At 73.4% G+C, this 16489-nt stretch carries 14 protein-coding genes and 1 pseudogene; 7 read left to right on the forward strand and 8 right to left on the reverse strand.

The genetic code is table 11. The features are described 5' to 3' along the window. Positions 1–42: 42 nt before the first annotated feature. The 4 genes from LGI35_RS09560 to LGI35_RS09575 all read right to left on the reverse strand — a co-directional run bounded on the left by LGI35_RS09560 (position 43) and on the right by LGI35_RS09575 (position 3107). Positions 43–849, reverse strand: a complete 807-nt coding sequence (locus tag LGI35_RS09560) for an SAM-dependent methyltransferase (RefSeq protein ID WP_227293465.1) — start codon at positions 847–849, stop codon at positions 43–45. A 90-nt stretch (positions 850–939) separates the two neighbouring features. Further along, positions 940–1374: a hypothetical protein gene (locus LGI35_RS09565; protein WP_227293466.1), complete on the reverse strand. Its 435-nt coding sequence runs from the start codon at positions 1372–1374 to the stop codon at positions 940–942. A 63-nt stretch (positions 1375–1437) separates the two neighbouring features. Then, a complete protein-coding gene (locus LGI35_RS09570) occupies positions 1438–2175 on the reverse strand; it encodes an ABC-2 transporter permease (protein ID WP_227293467.1) in 738 nt (245 codons plus the stop codon). 2 nt (positions 2176–2177) lie between these two features. Beyond that, on the reverse strand, positions 2178–3107 hold the full coding sequence (locus LGI35_RS09575) for an ABC transporter ATP-binding protein (protein WP_227293468.1): 930 nt from the start codon (positions 3105–3107) through the stop codon (positions 2178–2180). Between the two features lie 108 nt (positions 3108–3215). Between LGI35_RS09575 and LGI35_RS09580 the strand changes: the two genes are divergently transcribed. The 3 genes from LGI35_RS09580 (at position 3216) to LGI35_RS09590 (ending at position 6423) form a co-directional block, all read left to right on the forward strand. Then, on the forward strand, positions 3216–4451 hold the full coding sequence (locus LGI35_RS09580) for a sensor histidine kinase (protein ID WP_227293469.1): 1236 nt from the start codon (positions 3216–3218) through the stop codon (positions 4449–4451). A 45-nt stretch (positions 4452–4496) separates the two neighbouring features. After that, positions 4497–5147: a response regulator transcription factor gene (locus LGI35_RS09585; RefSeq protein WP_227293470.1), complete on the forward strand. Its 651-nt coding sequence runs from the start codon at positions 4497–4499 to the stop codon at positions 5145–5147. 118 nt (positions 5148–5265) lie between these two features. Next, a complete protein-coding gene (locus LGI35_RS09590) occupies positions 5266–6423 on the forward strand; it encodes an ROK family transcriptional regulator (RefSeq protein ID WP_227293471.1) in 1158 nt (385 codons plus the stop codon). An 88-nt stretch (positions 6424–6511) separates the two neighbouring features. Here LGI35_RS09590 and LGI35_RS09595 read toward each other — a convergent pair whose 3' ends face one another. After that, entirely contained in the window at positions 6512–7279 is a 768-nt protein-coding gene (locus LGI35_RS09595) for a GntR family transcriptional regulator (RefSeq protein WP_227293472.1), read from the reverse strand. 259 nt (positions 7280–7538) lie between these two features. Then, complete coding sequence (locus LGI35_RS09600) at positions 7539–8417, reverse strand: RNA polymerase sigma-70 factor (protein WP_227293473.1); 879 nt, start codon at positions 8415–8417, stop codon at positions 7539–7541. A gap of 184 nt (positions 8418–8601) precedes the next feature. On the opposite strand from LGI35_RS09600, the gene LGI35_RS09605 reads away from it, so the two are divergent. After that, positions 8602–9432 (forward strand): alpha/beta fold hydrolase, encoded by an 831-nt coding sequence (locus LGI35_RS09605; RefSeq protein WP_227293474.1) that lies wholly within the window; start codon positions 8602–8604, stop codon positions 9430–9432. A gap of 84 nt (positions 9433–9516) precedes the next feature. On the opposite strand, the pseudogene LGI35_RS09610 reads toward LGI35_RS09605, so the two are convergent. After that, positions 9517–10305: pseudogene (locus tag LGI35_RS09610) on the reverse strand (EamA family transporter); the annotation flags it as partial. A gap of 47 nt (positions 10306–10352) precedes the next feature. Between LGI35_RS09610 and pdxR the strand changes: the two are divergent. The 3 genes from pdxR (at position 10353) to LGI35_RS09625 (ending at position 15139) form a co-directional block, all read left to right on the forward strand. Further along, complete coding sequence (pdxR, locus tag LGI35_RS09615; protein ID WP_227293475.1) at positions 10353–11831, forward strand: MocR-like pyridoxine biosynthesis transcription factor PdxR; 1479 nt, start codon at positions 10353–10355, stop codon at positions 11829–11831. Between the two features lie 176 nt (positions 11832–12007). Continuing rightward, complete coding sequence (locus LGI35_RS09620) at positions 12008–13591, forward strand: alkaline phosphatase D family protein (RefSeq protein ID WP_227293476.1); 1584 nt, start codon at positions 12008–12010, stop codon at positions 13589–13591. 96 nt (positions 13592–13687) lie between these two features. After that, the gene (locus tag LGI35_RS09625) at positions 13688–15139 is read left to right on the forward strand and encodes a GNAT family N-acetyltransferase (RefSeq protein ID WP_227293477.1); all 1452 of its coding nucleotides are present in this window, start codon (positions 13688–13690) and stop codon (positions 15137–15139) included. A gap of 88 nt (positions 15140–15227) precedes the next feature. Here LGI35_RS09625 and LGI35_RS09630 read toward each other — a convergent pair whose 3' ends face one another. Further along, positions 15228–16439 (reverse strand): trans-sulfuration enzyme family protein, encoded by a 1212-nt coding sequence (locus LGI35_RS09630; protein WP_227293478.1) that lies wholly within the window; start codon positions 16437–16439, stop codon positions 15228–15230. Positions 16440–16489: the final 50 nt, after the last annotated feature.

The following is a 16489-nucleotide window of genomic DNA, read 5'->3' on the forward strand; positions in this document are numbered from 1 at the left end:
ATTGCGCGGTGGCGTGCGTCACAGCGTGCGTAGCGGCGTTCGTCAGGGCTTGCGGGCCATGACACCGAACTGCGCGACGACCGGCCCCTCGTCGGCGCCGTCCGTCCGCCAGCGCGCGCAGGAGACGAGGCCCGGCTCCAGGACGTCGAGCCCGTCGAGGAAGCCCTCGATCTCGGCCCGGTCGCGTGCGGTGATCGGCGGCGTCGCGTTCTCGTTCCAGAAGCGCATCGCCGCCTCGTTTCCCTCGCCGCCCAGTTCCAGCGTGGGATGCGTGAGCACGAGGTAGCTGCCGGAGGGGACCGCGCCCAGGAGGTGGCGCACGATGGACGTGGCCTCGGCGGTGTCGAGGACGAAGTTCAGGATGCCGAGCATCATGACGGCGACCGGCCGGCCGAGGTCGAGGGTGCCGGACGCGGCGCGCAGGATGGCCGCGGGGTCGCGCGCGTCCGCGTCCACATAGCTGGTGGCGCCCTCGTCCGTGCTGGTGAGGAGCGCGCGGGCGTGCGTGAGCACGATCGGGTCGTTGTCGACGTAGACGACGCGGGAGTCGGGGGCGATGCGCTGGGCGACCTCGTGGGTGTTCTCGGCGGTGGGCAGGCCCGTGCCGATGTCGAGATACTGGCGGATGCCCGCCCGGCCCGCGAGGTGGGTCACGGCGCGGCCGAGGAAGGCCCGGTCGGCGCGGGCCACTTCGCCGATGCTGGGGTACATCGCGGTGACCTGGTTGCCGACCTGCTGGTCCACCTCGTAGTGGTCCTTGCCGCCGAGCCAGTAGTTCCACACGCGGGCGTTGTGCGCGATGTCGCCCTCGGTCCGCTCCCGCGGCTCCTGCCCGCTCTGCTCGCTCACGTGCTCTCCCTCACCTCGGTCGTGCCATGATCCGATGCCAAGATCCCATGGTGGCACGGCAGTTCCCGCCTACCGGGTCCAGGCGCGTCCTCAGGGCGGGTCCACGTCCGTGACGGCGGCGACGAGCCGGAACGGCAGGTCCTCGGCACCGAGCGGGATGCCGAGGACGATCCACCGACCGTCGGCCTGCCACACCTGGACGTCCGGCACATACGCGCTGAGCGCGGCCCAGGGCTCCGGTATGTCCTCGCCGCCCTCGACCGCGCGCAGGCTGACGCTCCACAGGCTGAACCACTGCGGCTTCCCCCAGCGCTCGGTGAGCACCGAGGAGAGCCCGTCCCGGTCGGCGACCCACTGGTCCTGAGCGGCGCCCTCGGGAGCCGGCTCCCGGAGCTCGTCGCCCGTCGCCAACTCCGCGATGTGGTAACCCGGTCCGCCGGAGCCCGCGTCCGATCTGCCGTGCTCCGCGGGGAACTCACGGGAGCGCAGCAGGTCGATCGTCGCGAGATGCTGTGCGGTGCTCATGACGTCCAGTAAAGCGGCCGCCACTGACATTTGGCGGGGCGTCCGGCGGTTACGAGCCTGCCGTCACGCGTCCCTGCGGCGCAGCGCCCACCAGCCGGCGAGGAGCGCGGCCGCCGCCCACCCGGCGGTGACGGCGAGCCCCGTCCACGGCCCGAGCGTGCCGACCGGGTCCTGGCGCAGGACCTGTTGTCCGGCGTGGTCCGGGAGGAAGTCGGCGACGGAGGCGGCCATGTCACCCACGACGAAGGACACGATCAGGATGAACGGGATCAGCAGGCTCAGGACGGCGACCGCGCTGCGCAGGACGACGGTGAGACCGGCCGCGAACAGGGCCATCAGCGCGAGGTAGAGGCCCCCTCCGACGCAGGCGCGCAGTGCGCCCGGATCACCGAGCCCGAGAGCGTAGGACCCCATGAACGCCTGCCCGGAGAGGAAGGTGACGAACGAGGTGAGCTGGCCCGCGACGAGGGCCAGGGCACCGACGACCGTCATCTTCGCGGCGTAGAGCAGGTTTCTGTCGGGGACCGCGGCGAGGGAGACGCGCAGCGCGCCGTTGAGGTACTCCGAGGACACGGCCGTCGCGCCGAAGGCGATGGCCGCGATCTGGCCGAAGTTGAGTGCGTAGAAGGCTCCGAAGAGGAGGTCGGCGCCTTTGTTGTCGGCCTCGGCCTGCCCGACCGCGGCGGAGGCCAGGATGTTGATGGCGACGGTCGTGACGAAGACCGCGACGAGTGAGCCGGCGCTGGCGCGCACCGACCTCACCTTGATCCATTCGGAACGCAGCACGGCGGTGGTCGACATCGTCAGGCCTCCTGGAGGGGGGTCGCGGCGGACGCGAACTCGGTGGCACCCGCGGTGAGGGCGAGATAGGCCTCCTCCAAGGAGGCCGATTCGTCGGCGAGTTCGAGGACGGGGATGCCGTCCGTGGCGGCGAGTGCTCCGATCTCCTCCGCGCGGGCCCCGGCGACGGTCCAGCGGCCGTCGCCGGTTGTCACGGCTTCGAGTCCCTTGCGGCGCAGTGCGGCGCGCAGGCTCGCCGGGTCGGTGGTGCGGACGCGGACGCGCCGGTCGCTGTGCGCGTCGATGAAGTCCTGCATCGGGGTGTCGGCGAGGAGCCTGCCGCGGCCCAGGACGACGAGGTGGTCGGCGAACGTGGCGGTCTCGTTCATGAGGTGGCTGGAGACGAGGACCGTGCGGCCCTCGCGGGCGAGGCTCCGCATCAGTTCGCGGATCCAGATGATGCCTTCGGGGTCGAGGCCGTTGGACGGCTCGTCGAGCATCACGACCTGCGGGTCGCCGAGGAGTGCGGCGGCGATGCCGAGGCGCTGGCGCATGCCCAGTGAGAACGTCTTGATCCGGCGTCCGGCGACGGCCGCGATGCCGGCGAGTTCCAGGACCTCGTCGACCCGGCGTACCGGGATGCGGTTGGAGGCGGCCATCGCGCGGAGGTGGTCGCGGGCGGTGCGGGAGCCGTGGGCGGCCTGGGCGTCGAGGAGGGCGCCGACCTCGCGCAGGGGTTCGCCGAGCGTCGCGTAGGGGCGGCCGCCGAGTGTGGCGGTGCCCGACGTGGGCCGGTCGAGGCCGAGGACGAGGCGCATGGTCGTGGACTTCCCGGCGCCGTTCGGGCCGAGGAATCCGGTGACCCGGCCGGGCCCGACGCTGAACGTCAGGCGGTCCACCGCGCGGGTCGTGCCGTACTCCTTGGTGAGCTCTTGGACGTCGATGCTGGTCATGGCTCCAGCCTTCCGGCCGCGCCCGCGCCGGGTCCTCCCCCGGGCGTGGAGAGCGTCTCCCCCGTGAGGGGGAGCCGTCCGCACCCGCACCGCTGGCACGATGGCGGCATGTCCCGCCTCCTCACGCCGCTGATCCGCGCGGTCACGTACACCCGCTGGCTGCACCTGCTCGTCGGCGCGATCATCGCCCTCGTGTGCGGGATGGTGTATCCGGGGCTCACCAGGCCCGGGTACGGGGACTGGGCGCTGATGCTGTTGATCCCGGTCCCGCTCCTCATGGTGGCCGCCGTGATCCCCGTGGTCCGCAGGGCCGAAGGGCTTCAGGCCCGCTTGATGCTGTTTCCCGGCGCGCACGCGCGCGTGGAGGACGGTTCGGGTCCAGGGGAGGCGGGGGTGTCCGTGGCACCGTCGGCGTCGTGGCGCGACCGGGGCAGGACCGCGGTGTGGCTGGTGCTGCGTCTGTGGGCCGGCTGCGCGGTCGCGTTCGTGACCGGCCAGCTCATGGCTCTCGCCCTGGAGCTGGTGGACGCCACGTCGGGCGGCCCCGCCGAGGCCGAGTCCCTCATCCCCGTCCCGGGGCACGGCTGGGCGTACGCGCTGCTCGTGCCGGTGCCGCCGCTGGTGCTTCTGGGAGTGGTCGCGCTCGCCGGTCGCCTGATGGCCTCGGCCGCGCTCGGTCTGCTCGGGCCGTCGGCGGCGGAGCGCCTGGCCGCCCTGGAGGAGCGCACCGAGCAGCTGCTCGAACGCAATCGCATCGCCCGCGAACTCCACGACTCCATCGGGCACGCGCTGACCGTCGCCGTCGTGCAGGCCGGCGCGGCGCGGGCAGCCGCCGATCCGGCGTTCACCGACCGCGCCCTGGACGCCATCGAGGAGACGGGCAGGGCGGCCCTGGAGGACCTGGAGCGGGTCCTGCTCGTGCTGCGCGAGTCGGAGCAGCCCGCGAGCCGACGGCCCACGCTCACGGAGGCGGACCGCCTTCTCGACTCGGCGCGCGCCTCGGGCGCCGAGGTCGACGCGGAGGTGCTCGGCGCGCTGGACACGGTGCCCGGTCCCGTCTCCAGAGAGGGCTACCGCATCCTCCAGGAGGCACTGACGAACGTGCTGCGCCACTCGGGGACCGTCCCGATCCGGGTCGCCGTCACGGTCGACGACGCCCGCCTGTGGCTCGACGTACGCAATCCGCTTCCCGCGGGCTCACCGGTGAACGGCCAGGGCAGTGGCGGTGGCAACGGCAGCGGTCTGCGGGGGATCCGGGAGAGGGCGGCGCTCCTCGGCGGCCGGGCGCGGACGGGTCCCGACGAGGGGCAGTGGCGGGTGCACGTCGAGCTGCCGCTCGGCTGAACCCCGTCCTCACGTACGCCCGGACCGCTCCCCTAGGCTGTCCGGATGCCGCTCACCGTGCTCCTTGTCGACGATGAACCGCTGGTCCGCGCGGGGTTGCGTGCCGTGCTCTCGGCGCAGCCGGACATCGAGGTAGTGGGCGAGGCGGCCGACGGCGCCGCGGTGATCCCGCTCGTCCGGCGGCTGCGTCCGGACGTCGTCGCCATGGATGTGCGCATGCCTCTCCTGGACGGGATCGAGGCCACGCGCGCGGTGCTGCGCAGTGTGTCCGAGCCGCCCAAGATCCTGGTGATCACGACGTTCGAGAACGACGAGTACGTGTACGGGGCGCTGCGGGCGGGCGCCGACGGGTTCCTGCTGAAGCGGTCGCGTCCCGCCGAGATCGTGAACGCGGTCCGGCTCGTGGCCGAGGGCGATTCCCTGCTGTTCCCCGCGGCCGTGCGGCGGCTCGCGGCCGAGTACGGCAACGCGTCGGCACGCGAGACGATGGACCGCGCTGCGCTCACCGAGCGGGAGGCGGACGTGCTGCGCCTGATGACGCGGGGCCTGTCCAACGCGGAGATCGCCGAGCGGCTCGTCGTCGGCACGGAGACGGTCAAGTCGCATGTGAGCGCCGTCCTCGCCAAGCTCGGGGCGCGGGACCGGACGCAGGCCGTCATCGCCGCGTACGAATCCGGTTTCGTCTCGCCCGGCTGAACGCCCTGCGTTCCGCCCGGCTGAGCGTCCCGGGACACAGAAGTGCACCCGCGCTCGCCGGTGTCCGCCGCGGCGAGTACGATCCGCCCAACACGCGCGCGAGCTGGGAGGACGGACGTTGGGGCGGCTGACCGGCGGGGACCCTTCCCTGCTACGGCGGATCAACTCCGCGGTGGTGCTGCATGCCCTGCGCGCCACGGATCTCGCGACGCTCACGGAGATCACCCGGGTCACCGGGCTCTCCCGGCCCACGGTCGAGGGTGTCGTCGAAGGGCTCATCACTGCGGGGCTCGTCGTCGAGACGGCCGTCGACGACAGCGGGACGCGGCGCCAGGGGCGGCCCGCGCGACGGTTCCGCTTCCGGGCCGAGGCGGGGCACCTGCTCGGTCTGGAGATCGGCCCGCACCGCGTGGCCGCCGTCCTGTCGGACCTGGACGGCAAGGTGCTCGGCACGGCCGCGAAGGACGTCGACGAGACCGCTCCGGCCGACGAGCGCATCGAGCGGCTGCGGACCGCGGTCGCGGACCTGCTGCGCCGTGCGGGCGTCGCCCGGAACTCGCTGCGGGCGGTCGGCGTCGGCAGCCCCGGCATCGTGGAGGCCGACGGCACCGTGCGCCTCGGCACCGCCCTGCCGGAGTGGACGGGGCTGCAGCTGGGTGAGCGACTGCGGCGCTCCTTCAAGTGCCCTGTCCTGGTGGAGAACGACGCGAACGCGGCGGCGGTGGCCGAGCACTGGAAGGGCGCGGCGACCGAGTCCGACGACATCGTGTTCGTGCTGGCGGGGCTCAGTCCGGGCGCCGGCGCGCTGATCGGCGGTCGGCTGCACCGCGGGTACGGCGGCGCGGCCGGGGAGATCGGGGCGCTGCACCTCCTGGGGCGTGAGGTGCGCCCCGAGACGCTGCTCTCGACGACGGACGAGCCGCTGCACCCGCTCGACGAGCAGGCCGTCGCGCGGGTCTTCGCTCTCGCGCGCCAGGGCGACGAGCGGGCCGGCGCGGCTGTCGACCGGTTCCTCCAGCGCCTGGTGCACGACGTGGCGGCGCTGGTGCTCGCCCTCGACCCGGAGCTGGTCGTCGTGGGCGGCTGGGCGGCCGGTCTGGACGGCGTACTGGAGCCGCTGCGCCGGGAGTTGGCCCGCTACTGCCTGCGTCCGCCGCGCGTGGCCCTGTCGGTCCTGGGCGAGGCGGCGGTGGCGACCGGGGCGCTGCGGCTCGCGCTGGACCATGTCGAGGAGCAGCTGTTCGCCGTCGAGGGAACGGTCACGGCGCGCCGCTAGCCGGAACACACCGACGCCGAAGGCCCACCGTGGAGGATCACGGTGGGCCTTTATGGAACGCGGCCGCGCGGGTCTCGCCGCGTGTGTGTCAGGAGGCGCGGCGGTCCGGGCCGTGGTGGATCTCGACGCCGCCGGAGTCGCCGAAGGTGAGGCGGCAGGTGTCGGCGCGGTAGGTGGCCACGGAGACCGCGGCCGTCTCGCCCTCGCTGAAGAACCGGGTCGTGACGACGAGGACGGGCGCGCCCGGCAGCCGGTCGAGTTCCTTCGCGTCGTCGGCACGGGCCGAGCCCAGCTCGACGGCGCGGTCCTGCCCCTCGAGCCCGAGGCGCCCCAGTTCGCGGAGCACGACACGCGCGCGTGAGGGCCCGGACGGGGCGTCTATGGCAGAGAGTTCGGGCACGGACGACGACGGCACGTAGAGCAGCTCGGCGGCGACGGGCTGGCCGTGCGACACACGCGTGCGGCGCACCCGGTGCACGCGCTCGTCGGGCGCGGTGCCGAGGATGCGGGCCACGGCCGCCGGCGGCACCGCGGGCTCGCTGTCCACGGCCTGCCAGGCCTCACCGTCGGCGGCGCCGGGCCACTCCTGGTCGTCGGACGAGTCGACCGCCACGCCCACGCGGGGCGGGGCGACGGTGGTGCCGACGCCACGGCGGCGCTGGAGCCTGCCTTCGAGCTCGAGCTGTTCGAGCGCCTGGCGGAGCGTGGCACGGGCGACTCCGAAGCGGGCCGCGAGGTCCCGCTCGTTCGGCAGGATCTCTCCCACGGCGAACTCGGAGTCGAGTGCCTCGGTCAGCACGGTCTTGAGGTGCCAGTACTTCGGCTCCGGCGCCGTTTCCAACTGCGTGGTCCCCACCCTGTCCTCCGCAATCGCCGTGTCCCGGCGGCGTTTAGCGCCCTTGTTTATTAAAGGTTCCTGCACTATCTCTGCGAGGGTAGGCCCGCCCTCCGACTTGGTCAAGACCAATCCTCGGTCCGCTCCGGTGCCCACGGGGGCTCCGCCGCACAGCGTTCATGGCGGTCCGCGGAGCGTTCACACCGCGTTCGCGAAACGACGAAAGCCCCCGCCCGGTCGGGGCGGGGGCTTCGGTGACGGCGGACGCCGCGGGGGGACGTCAGGCGAGCGACGTGAGCTTGTCCGGGTTACGCACGATGTATACGCACTGCACGTGGCCGTCGGCGACATCGACCTGGAAGACGCTGTCCGGCTTGCCGTCGACGAGGGCGAGCACGGCAGGCCCCGCGTTGAGCTCCACGATCCGGAAGGTGAACGCGGCGCCGCCGCCCTTGGCGGCCCCGAGCAGGAAGCGGCCCACCTTGTCGGCGGACTCGATGACGCGCAGCGGCGCCTTGGACTTGCCGCCGCTGTCGCCGACGAGACGCGCGTCGGGCGCGAGGATCGTCATCAGAGCCTCCAGGTCCCCGCCCGTCGCGGCCGCGAGGAAACGCTCGGTGAGGTCGCGCTGCTCGACGGGGTCGACGTCGAAGCGCGGCCGGCGCTCGTCCACGTGCTTGCGGGCACGTCCCGCGAGCTGCCGCACCGCGGACTCACTGCGTTCGAGGGTGGTGGCGATCTCGGCGAACGGGAACCCGAACGCCTCACGGAGCACGAACACGGCGCGCTCCAGCGGCGAGAGCGACTCCAGGACGACGAGGACGGCGAGCGACACCGACTCGGCGAGTACGGCCGCCTCCGCGGTGTCGGGCGCGGTCGGCCCGAAGTCGGTGACCAGCGGCTCCGGCAGCCAGGGACCCACGTACGCCTCGCGCCGCACCTGTGCCTGCCGCAACCGGTCGATGGCCAGACGGGTGGCGACGCGGACGAGATAGGCGCGTGGTTCGCGCACCTCGTCGCGGTCGGCCTGCGCCCAGCGCAGCCAGGCGTCCTGGACGACGTCCTCGGCGTCGGCCACGCGGCCCAGCATGCGGTAGGCGACCCCCATCAGGACCGGCCGGTGCTCTTCGAAGACCTCAATCACGGTGTCGGTTGCCACCCCTCCATCCCAACGGACGAGGGGGCGCGTGTCCAGGCGGAATCGATGCGGCGGTGACCACAAACGGCTCCGCGCCGGACCCGTCTCGCCCGCTCCCCCCTTGAACTGGAGGCTACTGAGCGGTAATTGTTGCTGACAAGCCGTCTAAGGAACCGTCGCGCGGGCGTCGGGGACAGGGAGCGACATGGCCACAGAGGTCTCCTTCAGCATCGAAACCCCCGGTGGCCCCCGTGAGGTGACCGTCGCGTACGAACGCGTGGGCACCGGGGAGCCCCTGCTTCTCCTGCACGGGATCGGCCACCACTGGCAGGCCTGGGCCCCCGTGATCCCGGTCCTGGCCGCCGAACGCGACGTGATCGCGATCGACCTGCCGGGCTTCGGCGCCTCTCCCGCGCTGCCCGACGGCGTCGCCTACGACCTTCCGACGGTGACGGCCACGCTCGGCTCGCTCTGCGCGGCTCTCGGCATCGAGCGGCCGCATGTGGCGGGCAACTCCCTGGGAGGACTGCTCGCGCTGGAGCTCGGCCGCGAGAAGCTCGTACGGTCGGTCACCGCGCTGTCGCCCGGCGGGTTCTGGTCGCAGGCCGAGCGCCTTTACGCGTTCGGCACGCTGCGCGCGATGCGGCAGGGCGCGCGGGCGCTGCCGGTTCCCGCGATCGAGCGGCTCGCGCGGTCGGCCGCGGGCCGGACGGCCCTGACGAGCACCATCTACGCCCGCCCCGGCCGCCGTTCACCCGATGCGGTCGTCGCGGAGACGCTGGCCCTGCGCCACGCTCCCGGGTTCGCGCAGACCCTCGCCGCGGGTCTGGATGTGCAGTTCACGGACGACGTGCCGGACATCCCGGTGACCGTCGCCTGGGGCACCCGCGACCGGCTGCTCCTGCGCCGCCAGGGCATCAGGGCCAAGCACGCCGTCCCCGGGGCCCGCCTCGTGCGGCTGCCCGGCTGCGGTCACGTCCCCATGAGCGACGACCCGGCGCTCGTCTCCCGCGTCATCCTGGACACCAGCCGCTGACCGCACCCGGAACACCCCGGAGCCGAGCGCCACTCCGGCGCCCACGAGCGCGCTGCCGACTGCCTGCGCGGCGCCGTACGTCCCGGTGCCGACGAGTGGCGCGGTGCACGCCGCCGCCACGGGGATGAGTCCGGAGAACAGGGTGGCGCGCTCGGCGCCGATGCGCTGCATGCCGATGTACCAGCACACGAAGCCGATCACCGTGACGACGGCGGCCTGCCACAGCAGCGCCGTCGCCTCGGTGGCGTCGGGCACGCGGAGCATGTGCGTGCCGTCGAGCACCGCGCCCACGAGTGCCGACTCCAGGGCGGCGCCCCCGCAGACCGTGCAGGACAGCAGCTTCGGGCCGAGGGGGCGCAGCACGGGCACCGCGAGAACCGCGAAACCGACCTCTCCGACGAGGGCTCCTGCGGAGAACAGGAGACCGGCCGTGTCGGTGCGCCCCCAGCCCTGGACGGTGAACGCGCCGAGGGCGACCAGCAACGCCCCGTAGAGGACGACCCGTTGGGGCCGACGGCCCGCGAGCAGGGGCACGAGCACCGCCACGACGACCGGGGCGCATCCGACGAGGACACCTGGTACGGCCGGTTCGGCGCTGCGCTCCGCGGCGAGCACCGCGAGGTTGAATCCGACCATCCCGACGGCCGCCAGCAGGGAGAGCCGCCCCCATTGACGCCCGGTGAGATGGCGCAGCGGCGCCGTGGCGCCCTTGCCGAGCAGGGGCACCAGAAGCAGGCAGGCGAGGGCGTACCGGAGGAACTGGCCGCCCGCGTACGGGTAGTCCCCGAGGAGGCTGTTGGCCGTGAAGGAGGCGCCGACGAGGACGCAGGCGAGGGCAGCCGGCAGAGCCCCTCGGATCGAGTGCGCGTTCATGGCCCTGACGCTAGGGAGGGCAGCGGCCCGGATTAAGGTCCACGTTCATGACGTCATCGGGGACCAATCCGCGTGGGGCCGGTCCAGGCGCGGATGAAGGGGGTGTCCAACAGCCCTCCGCCGCATGGGAGTTACTTCTGCCCGCCGCGTCGGCGCCCGCACGCGCGCGTGGCCGTGGTCTCCAGGCGGCGCTGCGGGACGCCGTCAGGTCGGGGCGGCTCGCACCCGGGACACGCATGCCGTCGAGCCGCGATCTCGCGGCGGACCTGGGCGTCTCGCGCGGGCTGATCACCGAGGCGTACGAGCAGTTGACCGCCGAGGGATATCTGCGCAGCGGGCGCGGTGCGGGGACCTGGGTGGGCGGGGCCGTGCGCGCCGCGGCGGCGGCCGGTGTGCGGGACCTGGCGCCCCGTCCGCCGGGCACCCGGGCCGACTTCGTGGCGGGCAGCCCCGATCTGTCGCTGTTCCCGCGCGCCGCGTGGGCGGCGGCGCAGCGCGGTGTGCTGGCCGAACTGCCGCACCACATGCTCGGCTACCCGGACCCGCGCGGCATCCCCCGGCTGCGTACCGCGCTGGCCGAACTCCTCGCGCGGCGGCGGGGCGTGGTCGCCGATCCGGAGCGCATCATCGTCTGCTCCGGGGTGGCACAGGCGGTGACACTGCTCGGATTCGTGCTGCACGCGCGCGGGGAGCGGTCCGTGGGCGTCGAGGACCCGGGGAGCCCCGACCTGGGTCCGCTGTTCGCCTCGGCCGGTGTCGGCACGACCGCGCTCCCGCTGGACCGCGAGGGGCCGGCCATCGGGCCGCTGTGGGACTCGGGTGTGCGCTCCGCGGTGACGACGCCCTCCCACCAGTTCCCCTCGGGCATCGCCTATTCACCGGCGCGCCGCGCTCAACTCCTCGACTGGGCACGGTCGGTGGACGGTCTCGTCATCGAGGACGACTATGACGGCGACTTCCGCTACGACCGCGCGCCGGTGGGAGCGCTTCAGGGTCTCGACCCCGAGCATGTCGCGTACACGGGATCGGTGAGCAAGTCGCTCGCTCCCGGGCTGCGGCTCGGCTGGATGGTCGTGCCCGCGCGGCTGACCGACGAGGTCGTCGAGCGCAAGCGCTACATGGATCTCGGCAATCCGGCCCTCGACCAGGCGCTCCTGGCCCGTTTCGTCGAGCGCGGCGACTACGACCGTCAGCTGCGGCGCTGCCAGCGCGCGTACCGAGAGCGCCGCGACACCCTCGTGACCGCGCTCCACGCGCATCTGCCGGGCGCTCAGGTGACGGGGATCGCCGCCGGACTGCATGTCATCGCCCGCCTCCCCGAGCGCTACGGGCCGCAGGAGGAGCTCCTCGAACGGGCCGCGGCGGCCGGGGTCACCGTCCGTCCGCTGACCCACTACGGCACCTCGGACAGCGACGACGGCGCAGTGCGCCTCGTCCTCGGCTACGCCCATCTGCCGCCGGCCCGGATCGCGGAAGGCGTACGTCTCCTGGCGCGCGCGGCCCATGAGGGGGCCACGCGCGCGTGAACGGCGGCGTGGCCGTGTGAGGCGATGCAGCGCGCCGGGTTCCCCGATCCCCAGGGGCAGTTGTTCACTTGGGGTTCGCGTGTGCGCCGTGGGGAGCCCGTAGGTGTGGCTTCGCCGCGGCGCCCCGCAGTGGTGGCACCGCACTGTCGTCGGAACCCGTTTCTGGAGGCGTATTCATGTCACACCGTCCGCCGAGTTCTCTGCCCGGCCGCCGCGGGGTGCTGCGCGGTTCGCTCGCCGCCTCGGCCGCGCTGGCCCTGCCCGCCGTGGGCGCGGCCGCCGCGCCGGCCTTCGCCCTGTCGGGTCGCCCGAAGGCGGCGTGGGGTGTCCAGGCAGGCGACGTCGGGGCACACTCGGGGCTGATCTGGACACGCTCCGACCGCCCCGCCCGCATGATCGTGGAGACCTCCGCGACGGAGTCGTTCCGCCGGGCCACCAAGTGGCACGGGCCGCTGATCGGCGCGGGCACGGACTTCACGGGCACCACCCGCCTGCGCGGCCTGCCGCCGGGCGAGCAGATCCACTACCGCGTGGTGCTCGCCGACCCCGACGACCCCCGCCGCACGGGCGAACCCGTCACCGGCACGTTCCGCACCACCCCCGTGGGCCGCCGCGACGGGGTGCGCTTCCTGTGGTCGGGCGACATCGCGGGCCAGGGCTGGGGCATCAACCCGGACCTCGGCGGCTACCGCGTGTACGAGGACATGCGCGCCCTGAACCCCGACTTCTTCCTGTGCAGCGGCGACAACATCTACGCCGACGGCCCGATCCTGCCCAGCGTCACGCTGCCGGACGGCCGCGTGTGGCGGAACGTCACGACCGAGGAGAAGTCCAAGGTCGCCGAGACGCTGGCCGAGTTCCGCGGCGCGTTCCGCTACAACCTCCTCGACGAGAACCTGCGCCGCTTCAACGCGCAGGTGCCGTCGATCGTCCAGTGGGACGACCACGAGGTGCACAACAACTGGTACCCGGGCCAGATCCTGGACGACGCCCGCTACACGGAGAAGGACACGGACGTCCTCGCCGCGCGCTCCCTGCGGGCGTTCAGCGAGTACTTCCCCGTGTCCACACTGCCGCCGGGCGACGACGAGGGGCGCGTGTACCGGGTCCTGAGGCAGGGGCCCCTGCTCGACGTGTTCGTGCTCGACATGCGCTCGTACCGCAACGCCAACTCCCCGGGCCGGCAGCCCGACGACGCGACCGGGATCCTCGGCGCGCGGCAGCTGGCCTGGCTGAAGCGTGAGCTGTCGCGGTCACGGGCCGTCTGGAAGGTGATCGCCTCCGACATGCCGCTCGGCCTGGTCGTGGCCGACGGCAAGGCGAACTTCGAGGCCGTCGCCCAGAGCGATCCGGGAGCGCCGCTCGGCCGCGAGCTGCAGATCGCGGAGCTGCTGCGCCACATCAAGCACGACCGGATCACGGGCACGCTGTGGCTCACGGCGGACGTCCACTACACGTCGGCGCAGCACTACGACCCGTCGCGCGCCGCGTTCCAGGACTTCGAGCCGTTCTGGGAGTTCGTCTCCGGACCGCTGGCGGCGGGCGGTTTCCAGGCGGTGAAGCTGGACGCCACCTTCGGCCCCGAGCAGAGCTTCATCAAGGCGCCGAACCGGGCCAACACGTCCCCGATGGAGACCCCGCAGTACTTCGGCGAGGTCGACATCGACGGCGGCAGCGGCGAGCTGACGGTACGGCTGCGGCAGCAGGGCGGCGACGTGCTGTTCTCCCAGGTGCTCCAGCCGGGGCGAGTGGGGCAGTAGACGACATACGGGACGTAAGCAGTCTTTACTCATCGGTCACAAAGCGTTCGTGATCACGCAACACCGTTCCTTCACAGTGGCTGCATGAGTCCAGACATGTCTGATGTGAGGCGGACCAGGAACGGCCGCCCCGTCCACCACTGGCGGCGCGACGTCGTCGAGCTCGCCGCCCTGTTCACGGCCGTGGCCGTCGCGGACGCCGTGGCGAACCTCGTCGGCCACGGCCCCGACGGCCCCGTGCTGCTCGCCGTCTCGGCCGTGGTGCTGCTCGCCACCGCCGGATTCCACACATGGTGGGCACGACGCCACAACCACGCACCCCCGACAGGCGATACCGACGCCCGGCGGCTCCCCACGGAGCGCGCCGGGCAGTCGGAACAGCCCGACACAGAGGTCCCCGCGGACGCCGGCCCGCAGGCGACGGACCAGGCCACGGCCACCGCGCTCTGGCGCATGCGGACGACGGTCCGTGACGAGCCGGGGTCGCTCGCGTCGCTGTGCACGGCGCTCGCCCCGCTGCGCGTCGACATCCTGAGCCTCCAGACGCACCCCCTGGGCGAGGGCACCGTGGACGAGTTCCTGCTGCGCGCGCCGCAGGAGTTGCCCGCCGCCGAACTCAGCCGGGTCGTGTCCCGGGCCGGCGGCTCCGGCACCTGGATCGAGCGGGCCGACGCCCACGACCTCGTGGACGCACCCACCCGCATCCTCGGTCTCGCCACACGCACGGCCCTGGACGCCGCCGAACTCCCGCTGGCGCTGCGCCAGTTGCTCGGACGGTGCACCATCAGGTCACTGCCGGCCACGACGACGAGCGGCCGAAGGACGGAGAGCGCGCCGGTGGAGGGGGCGCTCGAAGGGACCGTGATCCGGCTCCGGGCCCCCGAGGGCGGCGTGATCACCGTGGAGCGGCCGTACCTGCCCTTCACGCCCACCGAGTTCGCGCGCGCCCGCGCTCTGGTCGAACTCGACGCGCGGCTCGGCCCGCGCATCCCGCGCAGCCAGGACGTCCTGACGCTCCCCGAGGGCAGGGCGATCACCGTGCGCCGGGCCGACTCGAACGACGTGGAGGCGGCCAAGGCGATGCAGGAGCGCTGCTCCCGCGCGACGCTGAGCAAGCGGTACCACGGGCCCGTCGGCGACGCGGACCGCTACCTCAACCACCTGCTCAGCCCCCGCTTCGGCCGCACGCTCGCCGCACAGACCGCGTCGGGCCGGATCGTCGCCCTCGGGCATCTGCTGTGGGACGGCGACGAGACGGAGATCGCGCTGCTCGTCGAGGACGACTGGCAGCGCCGCGGGATCGGCACCGAGCTGCTCGGCCGCCTGGTGGCGATGGCGGTCGAGGCGGGCTGCGAGAGCGTGTACGCGGTCACGCAGGCGTCCAACACCGGGATGGTCGCCGCGATGCGCGGCCTCGGTCTGCCCCTCGACTACCAGATCGAGGAGGGCACGCTGGTGATCACGGCTCGTCTGGAGACGGCCCCGGTCAGGTCGCGGCTGCCGTACGAGGGACCCCACGGGGCGTACGAGCAGGCCGAACAGCGCTGAGGGCCGGGCCGGCCGGGACCGACTCCACGCGAGCCGGCCCGGACCGGTCCCCTCCTCTTTCCGGCCGGTCCGGGCAGGCGGCTCTACCTCACTCAGGCACCCGCAGGCGCGCCGCGGTCACACGCCCCGCGCCACCACCCGGCTCCCCCAGCGCCTGGTCCAGGTCCGCCCACAGGTCCTCGACGTCCTCCAGACCCACCGACAGCCGCAGCAGCCGGTCGCTCACCCCGGCCGACCTGCGGTCGCCGGCGTCGACGATGCGGTGGCTGATGGACGCCGGGTGCTGGATGAGCGAGTCGACGCTGCCGAGACTCACCGCGGGGGTGACCAGCCGGACCGTTCGGATCACCTCGTGGGGGTCGCCCACGGTCTCGAAGGCGACCATCGCGCCGCCGATCCGCGGATAGTGCACGCGCGCGACGCGCGGGTCCCGGGACAGCCGCGCCGCCAGTTCGGCCGCCGTCGCCGACGCGGCCCGCACGCGCACCGGCAGCGTCGCGAGGCCGCGCAGCAGCAGATAGCCGGCGAGCGGATGCAGCACGCCGCCCGTCGCGAACCGCACCTGACGCAGCTGCCGCGCGAACGCCTCGTCGCAGGCCACGACCCCGCCCATGACGTCCCCGTGCCCGCCGAGGAACTTGGTCGCGCTGTGCAGCACCAGCCGCGCGCCGTGCTCGACGGGCCGCTGGAGCACCGGCGTGGCGAAGGTGTTGTCCGCGAGGAGCGGGACCGTTCCGCAGGAGTGGGCCACGGCCCGCAGATCGAGTTCGGCGAGCGTCGGATTGGCGGGTGACTCCACCATCACGAGCCCGGTGTCGGGCCGGATCGCGTCCGCGATGCCCGCCGGATCGACCCAGGTCACCTCCGTACCGAGCGCCCCGGCGGTGAGCAGGTGGTCGCTGCATCCGTACAGCGGCCGCACGGCGACGACATGGCGCAGCCCGGCGCCGTTCCGTACCAGCAGCACCGCGGTCAGCGCGGCCATGCCGCTCGCGAAGGCGACCGCGCTCTCGGTGCCTTCGAGCCGGGCGAGCGCGGTCTCGAAGCGGCCGACGGTCGGGTTGCCGAGCCTGGCGTACACCGGCGGGCCCTCGTCGACGACGCCGTCCGCCGCGAACGCGTCGATGCGGGCGGCCTCGCCGCGGCTGTCGTACGACGGGTAGGTCGTGGACAGGTCGATGGGCGGGGCGTGCAGCCCGAGTCCGGCGAGGTCGTCGCGGCCGGCGTGCACGGCTTCGGTGGCCAGGGCCCGCCGGTGGGCGGGGCCCGGGCGCGTCCCTGCGTACAGGTCGTTGTCCATGGACGACAGCCTGAACAACGGCCGGGGTTCGCCGGAGGAAGCCCGTGCTA

Origin of the sequence: Streptomyces longhuiensis (genome assembly GCF_020616555.1) — a bacterium.
In the GTDB taxonomy this organism is placed as follows: domain Bacteria; phylum Actinomycetota; class Actinomycetes; order Streptomycetales; family Streptomycetaceae; genus Streptomyces; species Streptomyces longhuiensis.